The 14,356-nt window shown below is 58.4% G+C and carries 9 protein-coding genes; 7 read left to right on the top strand and 2 right to left on the bottom strand.

The features are described 5' to 3' along the window. Positions 1 to 264: 264 nt before the first annotated feature. Both map and OXR61_RS08875 read right to left on the bottom strand, forming a co-directional pair. Positions 265 to 1,050 (bottom strand): type I methionyl aminopeptidase, encoded by a 786-nt coding sequence (map, locus tag OXR61_RS08880; protein ID WP_021508715.1) that lies wholly within the window; start codon positions 1,048 to 1,050, stop codon positions 265 to 267. Then, positions 1,047 to 1,292, bottom strand: a complete 246-nt coding sequence (locus OXR61_RS08875; RefSeq protein ID WP_010615787.1) for a ParD-like family protein — start codon at positions 1,290 to 1,292, stop codon at positions 1,047 to 1,049. The genes map and OXR61_RS08875 overlap by 4 nt, the downstream gene beginning before the upstream one ends. A gap of 291 nt (positions 1,293 to 1,583) precedes the next feature. Here OXR61_RS08875 and OXR61_RS08870 point away from each other — a divergent pair, with 291 nt between their 5' ends. From OXR61_RS08870 to cobA, 7 genes are all read left to right on the top strand, one after another. Then, on the top strand, positions 1,584 to 2,807 hold the full coding sequence (locus tag OXR61_RS08870; protein WP_021508714.1) for a nitrate regulatory protein: 1,224 nt from the start codon (positions 1,584 to 1,586) through the stop codon (positions 2,805 to 2,807). 262 nt (positions 2,808 to 3,069) lie between these two features. After that, on the top strand, positions 3,070 to 4,332 hold the full coding sequence (locus tag OXR61_RS08865; RefSeq protein WP_021508713.1) for a CmpA/NrtA family ABC transporter substrate-binding protein: 1,263 nt from the start codon (positions 3,070 to 3,072) through the stop codon (positions 4,330 to 4,332). After that, positions 4,332 to 5,204, top strand: coding sequence for a nitrate ABC transporter permease (gene ntrB / locus OXR61_RS08860; protein ID WP_021508712.1), 873 nt, complete (start codon positions 4,332 to 4,334; stop codon positions 5,202 to 5,204). The genes OXR61_RS08865 and ntrB overlap by 1 nt, the downstream gene beginning before the upstream one ends. Before the next feature lie 10 nt (positions 5,205 to 5,214). Continuing rightward, the gene (locus OXR61_RS08855) at positions 5,215 to 6,003 is read left to right on the top strand and encodes an ABC transporter ATP-binding protein (protein WP_021508711.1); all 789 of its coding nucleotides are present in this window, start codon (positions 5,215 to 5,217) and stop codon (positions 6,001 to 6,003) included. Between the two features lie 10 nt (positions 6,004 to 6,013). Beyond that, positions 6,014 to 10,087, top strand: a complete 4,074-nt coding sequence (nirB, locus tag OXR61_RS08850; RefSeq protein ID WP_021508710.1) for a nitrite reductase large subunit NirB — start codon at positions 6,014 to 6,016, stop codon at positions 10,085 to 10,087. Next, entirely contained in the window at positions 10,084 to 12,705 is a 2,622-nt protein-coding gene (locus OXR61_RS08845; RefSeq protein ID WP_021508709.1) for a nitrate reductase, read from the top strand. Before nirB ends, OXR61_RS08845 begins: the two co-directional genes overlap by 4 nt. After that, a complete protein-coding gene (gene cobA / locus OXR61_RS08840; RefSeq protein WP_021508708.1) occupies positions 12,702 to 13,532 on the top strand; it encodes a uroporphyrinogen-III C-methyltransferase in 831 nt (276 codons plus the stop codon). The genes OXR61_RS08845 and cobA overlap by 4 nt, the downstream gene beginning before the upstream one ends. Positions 13,533 to 14,356 lie beyond the last annotated feature (824 nt).

Genomic DNA, 14,356 nt, shown 5'->3' with positions numbered 1-14,356 from the left:
CCTCGTCACGCAGCATTACGCCACTCCGCGCCGGCAGACGGGCGCAAGGGCAGCGATGTCATGAATGATCTGTTTCGCTTGCTAAGCAATAAATGAAGTGCAGCCGAAAAATAAAAATCATTTTATTTCGGCCACGCGGCAGCATTAACTATGCCGATAGTGATGTTGCACATGAGCGATATAAATCGTCATGAGTTAGCAGTGTAGTACAATCTATTTTGATTGTACTACAATAGAGATCACAGATTGGACGATTGGCAGGCGTTAAACGATCGCGGCGTAATCACCGGTACCCTCCGGCCAGGGTGTGAGCAGGTCGAAGCCGGTATCCGTGACGGCTACAGTGTGCTCCCACTGCGCGGACAGGGAGCGATCTTTGGTCACCACCGTCCAGCCATCAGACAGCACGCTGGTGCCCGCTTTGCCGGCGTTAATCATGGGCTCAATGGTAAAAATCATGCCAGCCTGCAGTGCCAGCCCCTGGCCGGGCGTACCGTAATGCAGAATTTGCGGATCGCCGTGGTAGATCTCGCCGACGCCGTGACCGCAATACTCGCGTACCACGGAAAAACCGGCCTTTTCAGCGACCTGCTGAATAGCCGCACCGATATCGCCCAGCGTTGCACCGGGTTTCACCATCCGAATGCCTGCCACCATTGATTCATACGTCACGTCAACCAGGCGCTTAGCGCGTACCGACGGCTGACCAACGAAATACATGCGGCTGGTGTCGCCGTACCAGCCGTCTTTGATGACCGCCACGTCGATATTGACGATGTCACCGTCTTTGAGCTTTTTCTCGCCCGGAATACCGTGGCACACCACGTGATTGACCGAGGTGCAAACGGTACGGGTGTAACCCTGATAGCCAATGTTAGCCGGAATGACCTTTAGCTCATTGACAATATAGTCATGACAGCGGCGATCCAGTTCATCGGTGGTAACGCCGGGTTTCACCCAGGGCGCGATCATCTTCAGGACTTTGGCGGCGGCGTGACCGGCGGCGCGCGCCCGTTCAATCTCTTCAGCGGTATGCAGTTTGATACTCATTGCGCGATTCCCTGCGGAATAAAGGAAGGTTGGTCAAGCAGCTGCGCCAGTTCAGCGCCGCCATCACGTTCGACCCGCATCAGCAGACGCGTCAGTTCCTGATGGCTGAGCTGCGGATAAAGTTCGGCCAGCATGCCGATTTTCATCCAGTGCTCCGCCTGCGCGTTGATCGAACGACTGAGCGCCGTGCTGGCGATGCGCAGGTTCTCATGCATTAAATCCGAAATTTTGACGATACCCATAGCTGGCCTTTATATGAAACGTATATGCTATGTATATAGCATATCCACAACGGCATGATTTGCAAGTTCAGATTTTCGCCTGTTCGTAAATTTGCGGAATTTGTCAGAAAATCAAATACATTGTTTAGACCACTACGTTCTCGTCTCCACGCGGACCGGGATACTTTTTGGTCATAGAAAGATTTTTATGACCGGGCAGCCGCTGCGATTCTCGTGAAGAGAAATGAGGTGATACGAAAACGGCACGGCTTTTGCTTGACTCACTTTTTGGCATCAAAGGGTGGGGGAGCAATGGATGACGCACTGAGTTGGTTACAGGCCTCAAGGCAAAGCGATATTGCCAGCCTGCAACGCCTTCGCCAGACCGGCAAACTCATTACCACCGTCAGCGAGCTGGTGCATCAGCTTCAGCGCGAGCGGGGGGCGAGCAATCTGTGGATATGTTCAGAAGGCAGGCTTTACGGCGAGCAACGGCTCGCCAGTGAGCAGGATGTGACGCGCTGCCAACGGGATTTTTGCCAGGCCTTACCCAGGGTTGAAGCCCAGCCGGGATACAGCCGCTTCTGCAACCTGATCGCCGCCGCGCTGCAGGCCCTGGCCGGATTACCGGCGTTGCGCCAGCAGATTACGCAACAGCAGATCGCGCACGCGCAGGCCGTTGCGGCGTTCAGTACCATTATCCGTAGCTTACTGAACCTGGTTTTTGAGGCCGCCGACACCGCCAGCCATCCTGACATTACCCGCGCGCTCATTGCGCTGTTCAGCTTTATGCAGGGCAAAGAGCTGACGGGACAGGAACGCGCCCTGGGAGCGGCCGGCTTTGCTGCCGGACAATTCAGCGCGGAGCAGCGCAGCGCCATGGTGGCCTTAATTGAAGCACAGGAACAAAGCTTTTCGACCTTCCAGCAGTTTGCCGATGAGGCGGTTTTACACCACTGGCAGCCGCTGGCGCAGGCCAGTCGTGAAATTGAACGACTGCGACGCATTGCCTGTACCGACGGTCGGCGGGACGACAGTGGCGCGCTGCACTGGTTTTCGCTGCTGTCACAGCGCATCGACCAAATGAAATTGCTGGAGGATCGGCTGTCAGCCACGCTGATGTTGCGCTGCCGCGAGGCGATCGCACTGGCACAGCATCAGGCAGCTGAACCTCTGCATGTGGCGCAGTCGGGCTGCGATTTTACATTATATGTCTCCGGGGTGGACTGGCTGCCCACCGAGTCCGGTGCGCTGAACAGCGACGGGCTGGCACCCCAGCTGGGTCGTTCACTGCTGTCGTTGATCACGGAGCAGTCTCAGCGTTTACAGCATCAGGCCAATGAGCTGGCCACCCTGCGCGCCACGCTGGAAGAGCGCAAACTGCTCGACCAGGCCAAAACCTGGCTGATGCAGCAGCATGGGCTGAGTGAAGAGCACGCCTGGCAACGGCTGCGTAAAAGCGCGATGGATCAGAATAAACGGCTACCGGAAATCGCCCAGGCGATCGTCACGGTGGCAGCCACAATGAAGAGATAACTCTAAAGCGTTAGCTGCACAATGCTTGTGCGTATTCTGCGTCAAAAACGTGCAAAATCGGTTAAAAAACCAGCCCGGGGAAAGCCCTGATCGCCACGCGCAGGGCCGTTTCAAAGCTGGCATGCAGTTTGCTTTACCCTATTAAGTGTATGCATTAGCTTTGCCAACGGCGGTAAAGCGAGTGCTTTTGGATAAAGGCGTCCATCTCCCTGTGAAAGCAGTGGAGAGGACGCCTTTTTTTATTTCCTGAGGGTGGCAAAAAATGAGCAAATCGCCAGTTTCACTGTCTCGACGTCAACTGCTGTTATCCAGCGCCGCCGCTGGCGGGCTGTGGCTGTTGCCGGGATTGCGCAACGCCGTATGGGCGGCGGGTTCCGATGCGCCAGAAAAAGCCACCGTGCGGGTGGGATTTATTCCACTGACCGACTGTGCGCCGGTCGTCATGGCCTCGGTGAAAGGCTTCGACAAAAAATATGGTCTGACGCTACAGCCCAGTAAAGAAGCCAGTTGGGCAGCCGTCCGCGACAAACTGATCTCCGGTGAGCTCGATGCAGCACACGTCCTGTACAGCATGATCTATGGCCTGCAACTGGGCGTTGCCGGTCCTCAGCATGCGATGGCGAACCTGATGACGCTCAATAACAATGGCCAGGCAATCTCCCTGTCGAACCAGCTTAAAGCGCAAAAAGTCACCGATGCCGCCAGCCTGAAAAAGACCATCGACAGCCAGGCCAAAGGCAGTCTCACTTTTGCGCATACCTTTCCGACCAGTACCCACGCGATGTGGCTGTACTACTGGCTGGCGAATGCCGGTATCAATCCCTTTGATGACGTGCGCACTGTCGTCGTGCCGCCGCCGCAGATGGTGATGAATATGAAGATTGGCAATATGAGCGGCTTCTGTGTGGGCGAGCCGTGGAATCAGCGCGCCATCAGTGAGGATATTGGTTTTACCGTCGCTACCAGCCAGCAGATTTGGCCCGATCACCCCGAAAAAATTCTCGGCACTCGCGCCGCGTGGGTGAAAGAAAACCCCAATACGGCGCGCGCGCTGACGGCGGCTGTCCTGGAGGCGGCACGCTGGATCGATGCCTCCGATGATAACCGCCGCGAAACGGCGCAGGTGCTGGCCGGGCGCGCCTGGATCAACACCAAACCTGAGATTCTGCAAGGCCGCATGCTCGGCCAGTACGAAAACGGGCTGGGACAGAAATGGCAGGACCCGCATGCGATGCGCTTCTTCCATGACGGCAGCGTTAGTTTCCCGTATCTGTCCGATGGCATGTGGTTCCTCACCCAGCTTAAGCGCTGGGGAATGCTGACCGAGGATCCGGACTATCTGGCCGTCGCAAAGCAGATCAACCGAATTGATATCTACAAACAGGCAGCGAGCGCTGTCGGCAACATTACGTTGCCCGGCAATGAGATGCGCAGCAGCACCCTGATGGACGGCAAAGTATGGGATGGCACGAATCCTGCCGTTTACGCCGCCAGCTTTGCCATTAACCACAAAGAGAGGTCGTGATGAAAAGCCAGACTCGCTCCCTGACGCAGCCTGAGACGCTGCCCACCCGGGCCACGGTGGTGCCCCTTCAGGTCACGCCAAAAAAGATGCGCTCTCCTGCGCGCCTGCGTCCGTTTTTGCAGCGTGCCATTCCCGCGCTGTGTGGTGTGATGCTTCTGCTTCTAATCTGGCAGATCGCGGCCCTTTCCAGCAAAGGCTTTCCCGGCCCGTACGCTACCTGGGAAGCGGCGAAAATCCTGTTCGCCGATCCGTTCTATAACAACGGCCCTAACGATCAGGGCATCGGCTGGAATGTGCTGGCCTCGCTGCAGCGCGTCGCTATCGGCTTTGGCCTGGCCGCGCTGGTGGGGATTCCCGCAGGCTTTCTGCTGGGGCGTTTTGCCTTTGTGGCACGCATGTTCAATCCGGTTATCGCGCTACTGCGTCCGGTCAGCCCGCTGGCCTGGCTGCCTATCGGCCTGCTGCTGTTCCAGCGCGCCGAACCGGCCTCCAGCTGGACCATTTTTATCTGTTCTATCTGGCCGATGATTATTAATACCGCCGAAGGTGTACAGCGCATTCCACAGGATTACCTCAATGTGGCGCGCGTGCTGCAACTGTCGGAATGGACCATCCTGCGCCGCATCCTGTTTCCCGCCGTTCTGCCTGCGGTGCTGACCGGGGTCCGCCTGTCGATTGGTATCGCCTGGCTGGTGATCGTGGCTGCCGAAATGCTGACGGGAGGCCTGGGGATCGGCTTCTGGATCTGGAACGAGTGGAACAACCTCAATGTTGAAAACATCCTGATTGCCATTTTGCTGATTGGCGTCGTCGGCCTGCTACTGGAGCAGGGACTGATGCTGCTGGCGCGTCGCTTTAGCTGGGATAAATAAGGGGAACACTATGCAACCTATCATTCGTGTACAGCAGGTCAGCCAGCGTTTTACCACTTCCGGCGGCGATTTTCTGGCGCTCGATAATGTCAGCTTTGATATTCATCAGGGGGAAACCCTGAGCCTGATCGGCCACTCCGGCTGTGGTAAATCCACGCTGCTCAACCTGATCGCCGGTTTAACCCGACCTACCAGCGGCGTCCTGTTATGCGATAACCGCGAAGTCACCGGCCCCGGCCCTGAGCGCGCCGTTGTGTTTCAAAACCACTCGCTGTTGCCCTGGCTGACGGCGTATCAGAACGTTGAGCTGGCGGTAGAGCAGGTGTTTAAAGGCAAGATGAACAAGGCGGAAATGCGTGACTGGATCGAGCACAACCTGAACCAGGTGCAAATGAGTCATGCCATGCATAAACGCCCCGGCGAGATCTCCGGCGGCATGAAGCAGCGTGTCGGTATCGCCCGCGCGCTGGCAATGAAACCTCGCGTGCTGCTGCTCGACGAACCCTTCGGTGCGCTGGATGCCTTAACGCGCGCGCATCTGCAGGACAGCGTCATGCGCATCCAGCAGGCGCTGAACACCACCATCGTCCTGATTACCCATGATGTGGATGAAGCCGTGTTGCTGTCCGATCGGGTACTGATGATGACCAACGGTCCGGCGGCGCAGGTGGGCGATATCCTGACGATCGACCTGGTCCGGCCGCGTTCACGCGTGGCGCTGGCGGATGACGTGCGTTATCACCAGCTGCGCCAGAAAGTGCTGCATTTTCTCTACGAAAAACAGACTTCGGCGGCATAAGGACGACACCATGAGACAACGGCTGCTGGTTGCGGGTAACGGGATGGCGGGTATGCACATGGTAGAAACTCTGTTGCAGCTGGCGCCGATGCGTTACGACATCACTGTGATTGGCCGTGAGCCGCACGGCAACTATAACCGTGTGCTGTTGTCGCCGCTGCTGGCCGGAGAAACCACCGTTGAGCAAACGCTGATCCACGACCCTGACTGGTATCACCGTCACGGCATAACATTGCGGGTGGGAGAGACGGTGGAACAGGTGAATATTGCTGAGCGGACCTTACGCACCGACCAGCGCCTGCTGCACTGGGACCGCCTGGTACTGGCGACCGGATCGCAGCCCTGCAGGCCGTCTGTTCCAGGCAGCGACCTGCCGCATGTCAGCACGTTTCGCACGCTGCAGGATGTGAACACTTTGCTGGCCGGGCACGGTCCGGTAGTGGTGGTCGGTGGGGGCTATCTGGGTATTGAAGCCGCCGCCGGACTTCAGGCGCAGGGACGTCAGGTCACGCTGATTCATCGTCAGTCACGTTTGCTGGACAGACAGCTGGATATCAGGGCAGGGGAATTACTGCTGGCTCAGCTCCGGGCGCGCGGCATTCGCTGTGAACTGAATGCCAGCCTTGCGGCGATCCGCACGGATAGCGTGATCCTCCACGATGGCCGTGTGCTGGCGGCGCAGCAGGTGGTGATGGCCATTGGTGTCCAGCCGGCGATCGCCCTGGCGCAGGCCGCCGGTATTCCCTGTCAGCGCGGCATTCTGGTGGATCGCCAGTTGCGCACTGCGCACGCCGGAATTTATGCCGTAGGCGAATGTTGTGAAATCAGCGGCGAGACCTTCGGTCTGGTCGCGCCCTGTCTGGCCCAGGCAAAGATTCTGGCGGCGCAACTGGCCGATCGGCCTCAGGGAGATTTCTACAGTGCGGCCACGGGCACCCGTCTCAAAGTCAGCGGCATTTCCCTGTTTAGCGCTGGTGACGTTCGCGAAGCCCCGTCTGTCACCAGTTTTGACCCGATCGCCGGGCACTATCGCCGCCTGTTCCTCAAAGACGGCCGACTGAACGGCGTGCTGCTGTATGGCGACTGCCAGCAAAGTGGCGCGCTGCTGAACCAACTCCATAATGCCGGACCGGTTTCTGTGAATACGCTGTTCGGCCTTGATGAACCTGAAACGCAGCCGCTGGCTGCAGGAAACCCTGTGATGAGCCAAACGAAACCTGTATTAGCCGTGGTGGGTCACGGCATGGTCAGCCACCATTTTCTGGAGCAGCTGGTCGCCCGTAACCTGCATCAGCATTATCACATTGTGGTCTACGGCGAAGAGCGCTATCAGGCTTACGATCGGGTTCACCTTTCTGAGTATTTCATCGGTAAAACGGCAACAGAGTTGTCGCTGGTGAGCGAGGATTTTTTTGCCCGGAACGCAATTGAACTGCGCAGCGGTTGCCGGGTAGAGGCGATCGATCGCCAGCAGCGCAGCCTGCGTGACAGCGCGGGACGTGAGCTGGCCTGGGATAAGCTGGTGTTGGCCACCGGCTCCCGCGCCTTTGTACCACCGGTACCCGGCCATGACGCCGTGCGCTGCTTTGTCTACCGCACGCTGGACGATCTGGATGCCATCGCAGCCTGTGCCCGCCAGAGTCAGCGCGGCGTGGTGATCGGCGGCGGGCTGCTGGGGCTGGAAGCCGCCAATGCGCTGAAGCAGCTGGGGCTGGAGACGCACGTGGTTGAGTTTGCGCCGCGCCTGATGGCCGTGCAACTGGATGACGGCGGGGCGCTGATGCTGCGGCAAAAGATCGACTCGCTGGGCGTGACGGTGCATACCTCGAAGCAGACCGAACAGATTGCCACCCAGCCTGACGGCAGTCTGGTGCTGCACTTTGCCGATGGCGGCGAGCTGGCCACCGATCTGGTGCTGTTCTCTGCCGGTATCCGCCCGCGTGATGAGCTGGCCCGGAGCGCCGACATCAGCGTGGGGCCGCGCGGCGGCATTACCATCAATGATCAATGCCAGACGAGTGACAGCGACATTTATGCTATCGGCGAATGCGCGTTGTGGAACGGGCAGATTTTTGGCCTGGTAGCGCCTGGCTACCAGATGGCGCGTGTGCTGGCCGGGCATCTGGCGGCCGAACCGGCGCAATTCACCGGTGCCGACATGAGCACTAAACTGAAGCTGCTGGGCGTAGAAGTCGCCTCCTTTGGCGATGCGCACGGCAAAACGCCGGGCAGCCTGAGCTACCACTGGGCCAACGGGCCAAAAGGCATTTACAAGAAGATCGTGGTTAGCGCCGACAATGCACGACTGCTGGGCGGCGTGCTGGTGGGAGACAGCAGCGACTATGCCACGCTCCTGCAAATGATGTTAAACGCCATGCCGCTGCCGACGGCAGCGGAAGCGCTGATTTTGCCTGCGTTGAATGGCGCGCCGGCCAAAGGGTTGGGCGTCGCTGCGCTGCCGGACAGTGCCCAGGTGTGTTCCTGCCATAACGTCAGTAAAGGCGATATCTGCCATGCGGTGCAGAGTGGCTGTGGCGATATGGCCAGTATAAAAAGCTGCACTAAAGCCGCAACAGGCTGTGGCGGCTGCGCCGCGCTGGTAAAACAGGTGATGGAGCTTCAGCTGGAAAACCTGGGCGTCGCTGTTAAAAAAGACATCTGTGAGCACTTCGCCTATTCCCGTCAGGAGCTGTATCACCTGATCCGTATTAATGGCATCAAAACCTTTGACGATCTGCTGGCCAGCCACGGACGGGGTTGTGGTTGCGAGGTATGCAAACCGCTGGTGGGGTCGCTACTGGCCTCGTGCTGGAACGATTACCTGCTGAAACCGGCACATTTACCGTTACAGGACACGAATGACCGTTACTTTGCCAATATCCAGAAAGATGGCACCTATTCGGTCGTACCGCGCGTGCCGGGGGGCGAGATCACGCCACAGGGCCTGATTGCCATCGGCGAAGTGGCCGTGCGTTACGATCTCTATACCAAAATTACCGGCGGCCAGCGTATCGATCTGTTTGGTGCGCGGCTGGACCAGCTGCCTGCTATCTGGGAAACCCTGCTGGAAGCCGGTTTTGAAACCGGTCATGCCTACGGAAAATCCCTGCGTACGGTGAAATCCTGCGTCGGCTCGACCTGGTGCCGTTATGGCGTGCAGGATTCTACCGCCTTCGCCATCGCGCTGGAGAACCGGTATAAGGGTCTGCGCGCACCGCATAAGATCAAGATGGCGGTGTCCGGCTGCACCCGCGAATGTGCGGAAGCACAAAGTAAAGATATCGGGGTCATCGCCACGGAAAACGGCTGGAACCTGTACGTCTGCGGCAATGGCGGCATGAAGCCGCGCCATGCGGAACTGTTTGCCAGCGATCTGGACGATGACACGCTAATCCAGTACGTCGACCGGATTCTGATGTTCTACGTGCGCACGGCGGATCGCCTGCAGCGTACCAGCGTCTGGATGGATAACATGGAGGGCGGGCTGGACTACCTGCGTGAGGTGGTGATTCATGACAGCCTGGGGATCGCCGCCACGCTGGAACAGGAAATGCAACAGGTGGTGGACACCTGGCAATGCGAATGGCAGACCACGCTGGCCGATCCCTCGCGACGTGCGCTGTTTACCGCCACAGTGAACAGCGATCAGCCGGATGAAACGCTGCACTATGCACGCGTGCGCGGACAGCGCCAGCCACACAAGGCTAGTGGTATTCCCCTGATGCATCTGCCCGCCGAACCCTGGAGCGAAATCTGCCCACTGGAGGCCATTCCGCCAGAGGCCGGCATCGGAGCCCGTCTTGGCAGCGTCCGTATTGCCTTATTCCGCATGGGTGATGACTGTTATGCGCTGGAGGATCGTGAGCCGGGCAGCGAAGCCAGCGTACTGTCACGCGGTATCCTTGGTGATGTTGCGGGGGAGCCGGTGGTGATCTCGCCGCTTTACAAACAGCGTGTACGCCTGCGTGACGGACAGAGCCTTGATAATCCCCAGCATCAGCTGCGTTGCTGGCCGGTTAAACTGGAGGACGGCCAGGTCTGGGTCGCAAACCGTCCGCTTAACCTGATGGCGCAGGCATCATGAAAACTACCTGCGCTTATTGCGGGGTGGGCTGCGGCGTCGAGGTCACGCAGCCGCAGAGCGCGTCGCCTCAGGTCAGTGGCGATACCCGTCATCCGGCGAATGCCGGGCGGCTATGCGTAAAGGGCGCGGCACTGGGCGAAACCCTGACACAGGCCGGACGGTTGCTGCATCCTCAGCTTCATCACCAGCGGGTCAGCATGGAGACGGCACTGGATGCCGCGGCTGATGGTTTGCGCAGGATTATCGATGCGCATGGCCCGGAGGCGGTGGCTTTCTACGGTTCCGGCCAGTTGCTCACGGAAGATTACTATGTGGCGAACAAGCTGATGAAAGGCTTTCTCGGCGTCGCCAACATCGATACCAATTCGCGCCTGTGTATGGCCTCCGCGGTGACAGGCTATAAACGGGCATTTGGGGCGGATGCCGTACCGTGCTGTTACGAGGATCTGGATGAGGCCGAGGTAGTCATTCTTGTCGGCTCGAACGCCGCCTGGGCCCATCCGGTGCTGTTTCAGCGCCTGAAACAGGCAAAAGTGCAGCGCCCTGAGATGCAGGTTGTGGTTATCGATCCGCGCCGCACGGCCAGTTGTGAATTCGCCGATCTGCATTTACCGCTCCGGCCGGGCAGCGATCCGGCCCTGTTCTCGGGCCTGCTGCACTGGCTGGAACAGCATGACGGCATTGACGTCACGATGCTGCCGCATCTGGACGGTGTAGACACAACCTTACGGGCCGCGCGGCAGTGGGATGGTGCGGCGGTGGCAGCCCATTGTGATATCAGCCATGAAGTGATCGCCGCGTTCTACGGGTTGTTTACCCGGCATGAGCGCGTACTGACCTTATGGTGCATGGGCATTAACCAGTCACAAAGCGGCAGTGACAACAACAATGCTATTCTCAATGCGCACCTGCTGAGCGGCAAGATTGGCCGACCCGGCTGCGGCCCGTTTTCGCTGACCGGACAGCCGAATGCGATGGGCGGGCGGGAAGTAGGGGGGCTGGCCAACCAACTGGCGGCGCATATGAGTTTCACCGCAGAAGATTGCGACCGTTTACAGCGTTTCTGGCGCAGTCCGCGTATGGCGCGTGAGCCCGGCCTGACGGCGGTTGATCTGTTTGACGCCATTGACCGTGGAGCAATCAAAGCTGTGTGGATTATGGGCACCAATCCGGCGGTTTCGATGCCAGAAGGCAATCGCATTGCCCGGGCGCTGGCTGCCTGTCCGCTGGTAATTGTGTCAGACGTGCTGGCGCAAACGGATACCACCGCCTTTGCGCATATTTTGCTACCCGCGCAGGGCTGGGGGGAAAAGAACGGCACCGTGACCAATTCTGAACGCCGGATTTCCCGTCAGCGCGCGTTTATGCCTCCGGCCGGAGAAGCTAAACCGGACTGGTGGTTACTCGCGCAGGTCGCCCAGCGTCTGGGCTTTCATGAAGGCTTTACCTGGACGCATCCGGCAGCCATCTTCCGCGAGCATGCGGCGTTGTCGGGGTTTGAGAACAACGGCCAGCGCGCCTTTGATATCAGCGGTCTGGCCGGTATGAGCGACGCACAGTGGGATGCGATGAAGCCGGTACAGTGGCCAATCAACGCTCGTTATCCCGAGGGCTGCGCCCGGCTGTTTAGCGACCGGCACTTTTACCATCCTGATGGTAAAGCCCGCCTGTTGCCACCGGCCACGCCGCAGCCAGTGGTGTGCGAAACGGCTTACCCGTTATTAATGAACAGCGGACGGATCCGCGATCAGTGGCACACCATGACGCGTACCGGCCTGGTTCCCCGGCTCATGCAGCATTGTGATGAGCCATTTGCAGCCCTGCATCCGCAGGACGCACAACGCTATGGCCTGTGCGCGGGCGCACTGGCACGGGTGCAGTCCGACGCGGGCTGGGTGACGGTGCGTGTGACGCTGGACAGCGGTCTGCGGCGCGGTGAGATCTTTGTCCCTATGCACTGGAACCGACAGTTCAGCCTGCAGGGCACGGTTGGCGGACTGGTGGCTTCAACCCGCTGTCCAGTCTCGGCACAGCCTGCATTTAAACAAACCGCTGTGCGTATCCACCCGCTCAACGCCAGCTGGCAGGGCTGGCTCTGGCAGCGCGACGCAAGCCCGCCTGATGCGCTGCGCTACTGGGCGCGAACACCCTATGAGGGCGTGCAACGCTTTAGCGTGGCTGGAGACGGTTCACCAGAACAGTGGCTCATGGCAACGATCCCGCTGGCCGGGCTGCAACTGCAAACCGCTCATGCGGCGGAACCGCATTACCGCCTGCTGGCCTGGCGTAACGGTGAGCTGCACCTGGTCTTTTATGCAGGCGCGTCTTTACCCGAGATCAATCATGACTGGGTTGCGCAGGCTTTTCGCCAGGCACCTGTGAATGCGGCGGACCGGCATGCTCTGCTGGCGGGACAATCGGCACAACGTGCCGTGGCTGGCCGGACGATCTGTAGCTGCTTTGGCGTTGGGGAAAACACCATCTTACAGGCGATTAAACAGGGCTGTCACAGCACTCAGGCACTGGGTAACGCACTCAACTGTGGTACCAACTGCGGCTCCTGCCTGCCGGAGCTAAAACACCTTTTGCTTTCCGTTGCTGTACCGGAGGAAGAATGATGATTGCGATCAACCCTTTAGATAAACTGCTGGCGCCGGACAACGCGTCCAGCCCTGGCAAAGTCTGGCTGGTAGGGGCCGGACCGGGGGATGTGGATCTACTGACAGTCAAGGCGCTGCGCCTGCTGCAACGTGCGGATGTCGTGGTCTATGATCGCCTGGTCAGCGAAGCGGTGATGGCGGAAGTCGCCAGCAGTGCACTCTGTATCGACGTGGGTAAACAGCCGGGTCATCACGGCCTGAAGCAGACTCAGATTAATCAACTGCTGGTGGACCTGGCTGCCAGCGGGCGCAATGTCGTGCGTTTAAAAGGCGGCGATCCCTTTATCTTTGGCCGTGGCGGTGAAGAGATGGTCAGCCTGCAGCAGGCGAATATTGTCTGCGAAGTGGTGCCCGGTATTACCGCCGCAGTGGGCTGTGCGGCTGCCAGCGGCATTCCGCTGACGCACCGTGACTGTGCCCAGTCATTGCGCTTTATCACCGGACACGGGCGCAGCGGCGAACCGCAGCTGGATGCGGCGGCGCTGACCGCGACCAATCAGACGCTGGTGTTTTACATGGGATTAAGCTGGAGCAGCGTGATTAGCGCCCGGTTACGGGAATATGGCCGCAGCGAGGCGACGCCGGTGGCGATCATTGAAAACGGTACGCGTCAGAACCAGCGGGTGCTGATCACCACGCTGGCCGGGTTGCCTGAAACTGTTGAACAGCAAAAACCGGTGTCGCCGTCGTTACTGATTGTGGGCGATGTGGTGCGCTATTACCGGGCTGATCGAGTCGCAGCGCATGGGGAGGAGTTGGCGTTAAGTGATAGTGCAGTGCAGTGATGCTTAACGTGCCGAAGGAAGGGACACGGTTTTTACGGCTGGGGGATGAGACGGTCGCAAAAGCATTATCGGCGAATATGTTAGTGAGAGCCCCTATCTTAAGCGCCTTTCACATGAAACTGATGCCTGACAGTTACCTCACTCAGACATTTTTCTTAAGATTTTACCCTGAATAAACGCTATCGCTGCATTACACAATCGGCAATCTGTCGGACACTGAGATACGTTTGCATGGTATCCAGAACGCTTCATCACAACCTGACATTGACCACTGCCAGTCGCGCCATACTTTTTTCTTCTCAGTCCAGGTAAACTTTATTCTGGCTGGTATAGGCTGGCCGAAATCTGTCCGAATAGAGGCCGAAAAAATTCTAACTGTCTGATTATAAAGAGATGCTTTGATTAGTATTGCTACCATTCATAAGCTGGTGGTTAGCGCATATCTCTTTGAATTTACTAGATTAAATGTGCGTTTTTTAACAAATATGATATGTATATAGCATATCCACAACGGCATGATTTGCAAGGTCAGATTTTCAGCTGTGCGTAAATTTGCGGAATTTGTCCGTAATTGCCTATGCCTCATACCAGTACGTACTCATCGCCACGGGGGTCGGGATACTTCTGTCACATTGAGAGGTTCTTATGACCCAGTAACCACTGTGCAAATTCCTCACCATTATGCGCTTCATATAACCTTACCGATAAACTGCTGATCTCATGGAAAGCTGGCGGGTTGTCCGCCTCATCCAGACCGCAGCGGGTTCGCGCCTGCGTCAATGCCTGCGTCAGATTTTCCGGGCGCGGCGGCAGGTCTGGTTACG

Source organism: Pantoea sp. GM_Pan_4, assembly GCF_026541005.1.
Lineage (GTDB): Bacteria > Pseudomonadota > Gammaproteobacteria > Enterobacterales > Enterobacteriaceae > Pantoea > Pantoea dispersa.
The sequence above is the reverse complement of the archived record's forward strand: the minus strand, read 5'-3'. Positions and strand labels throughout refer to the sequence as shown.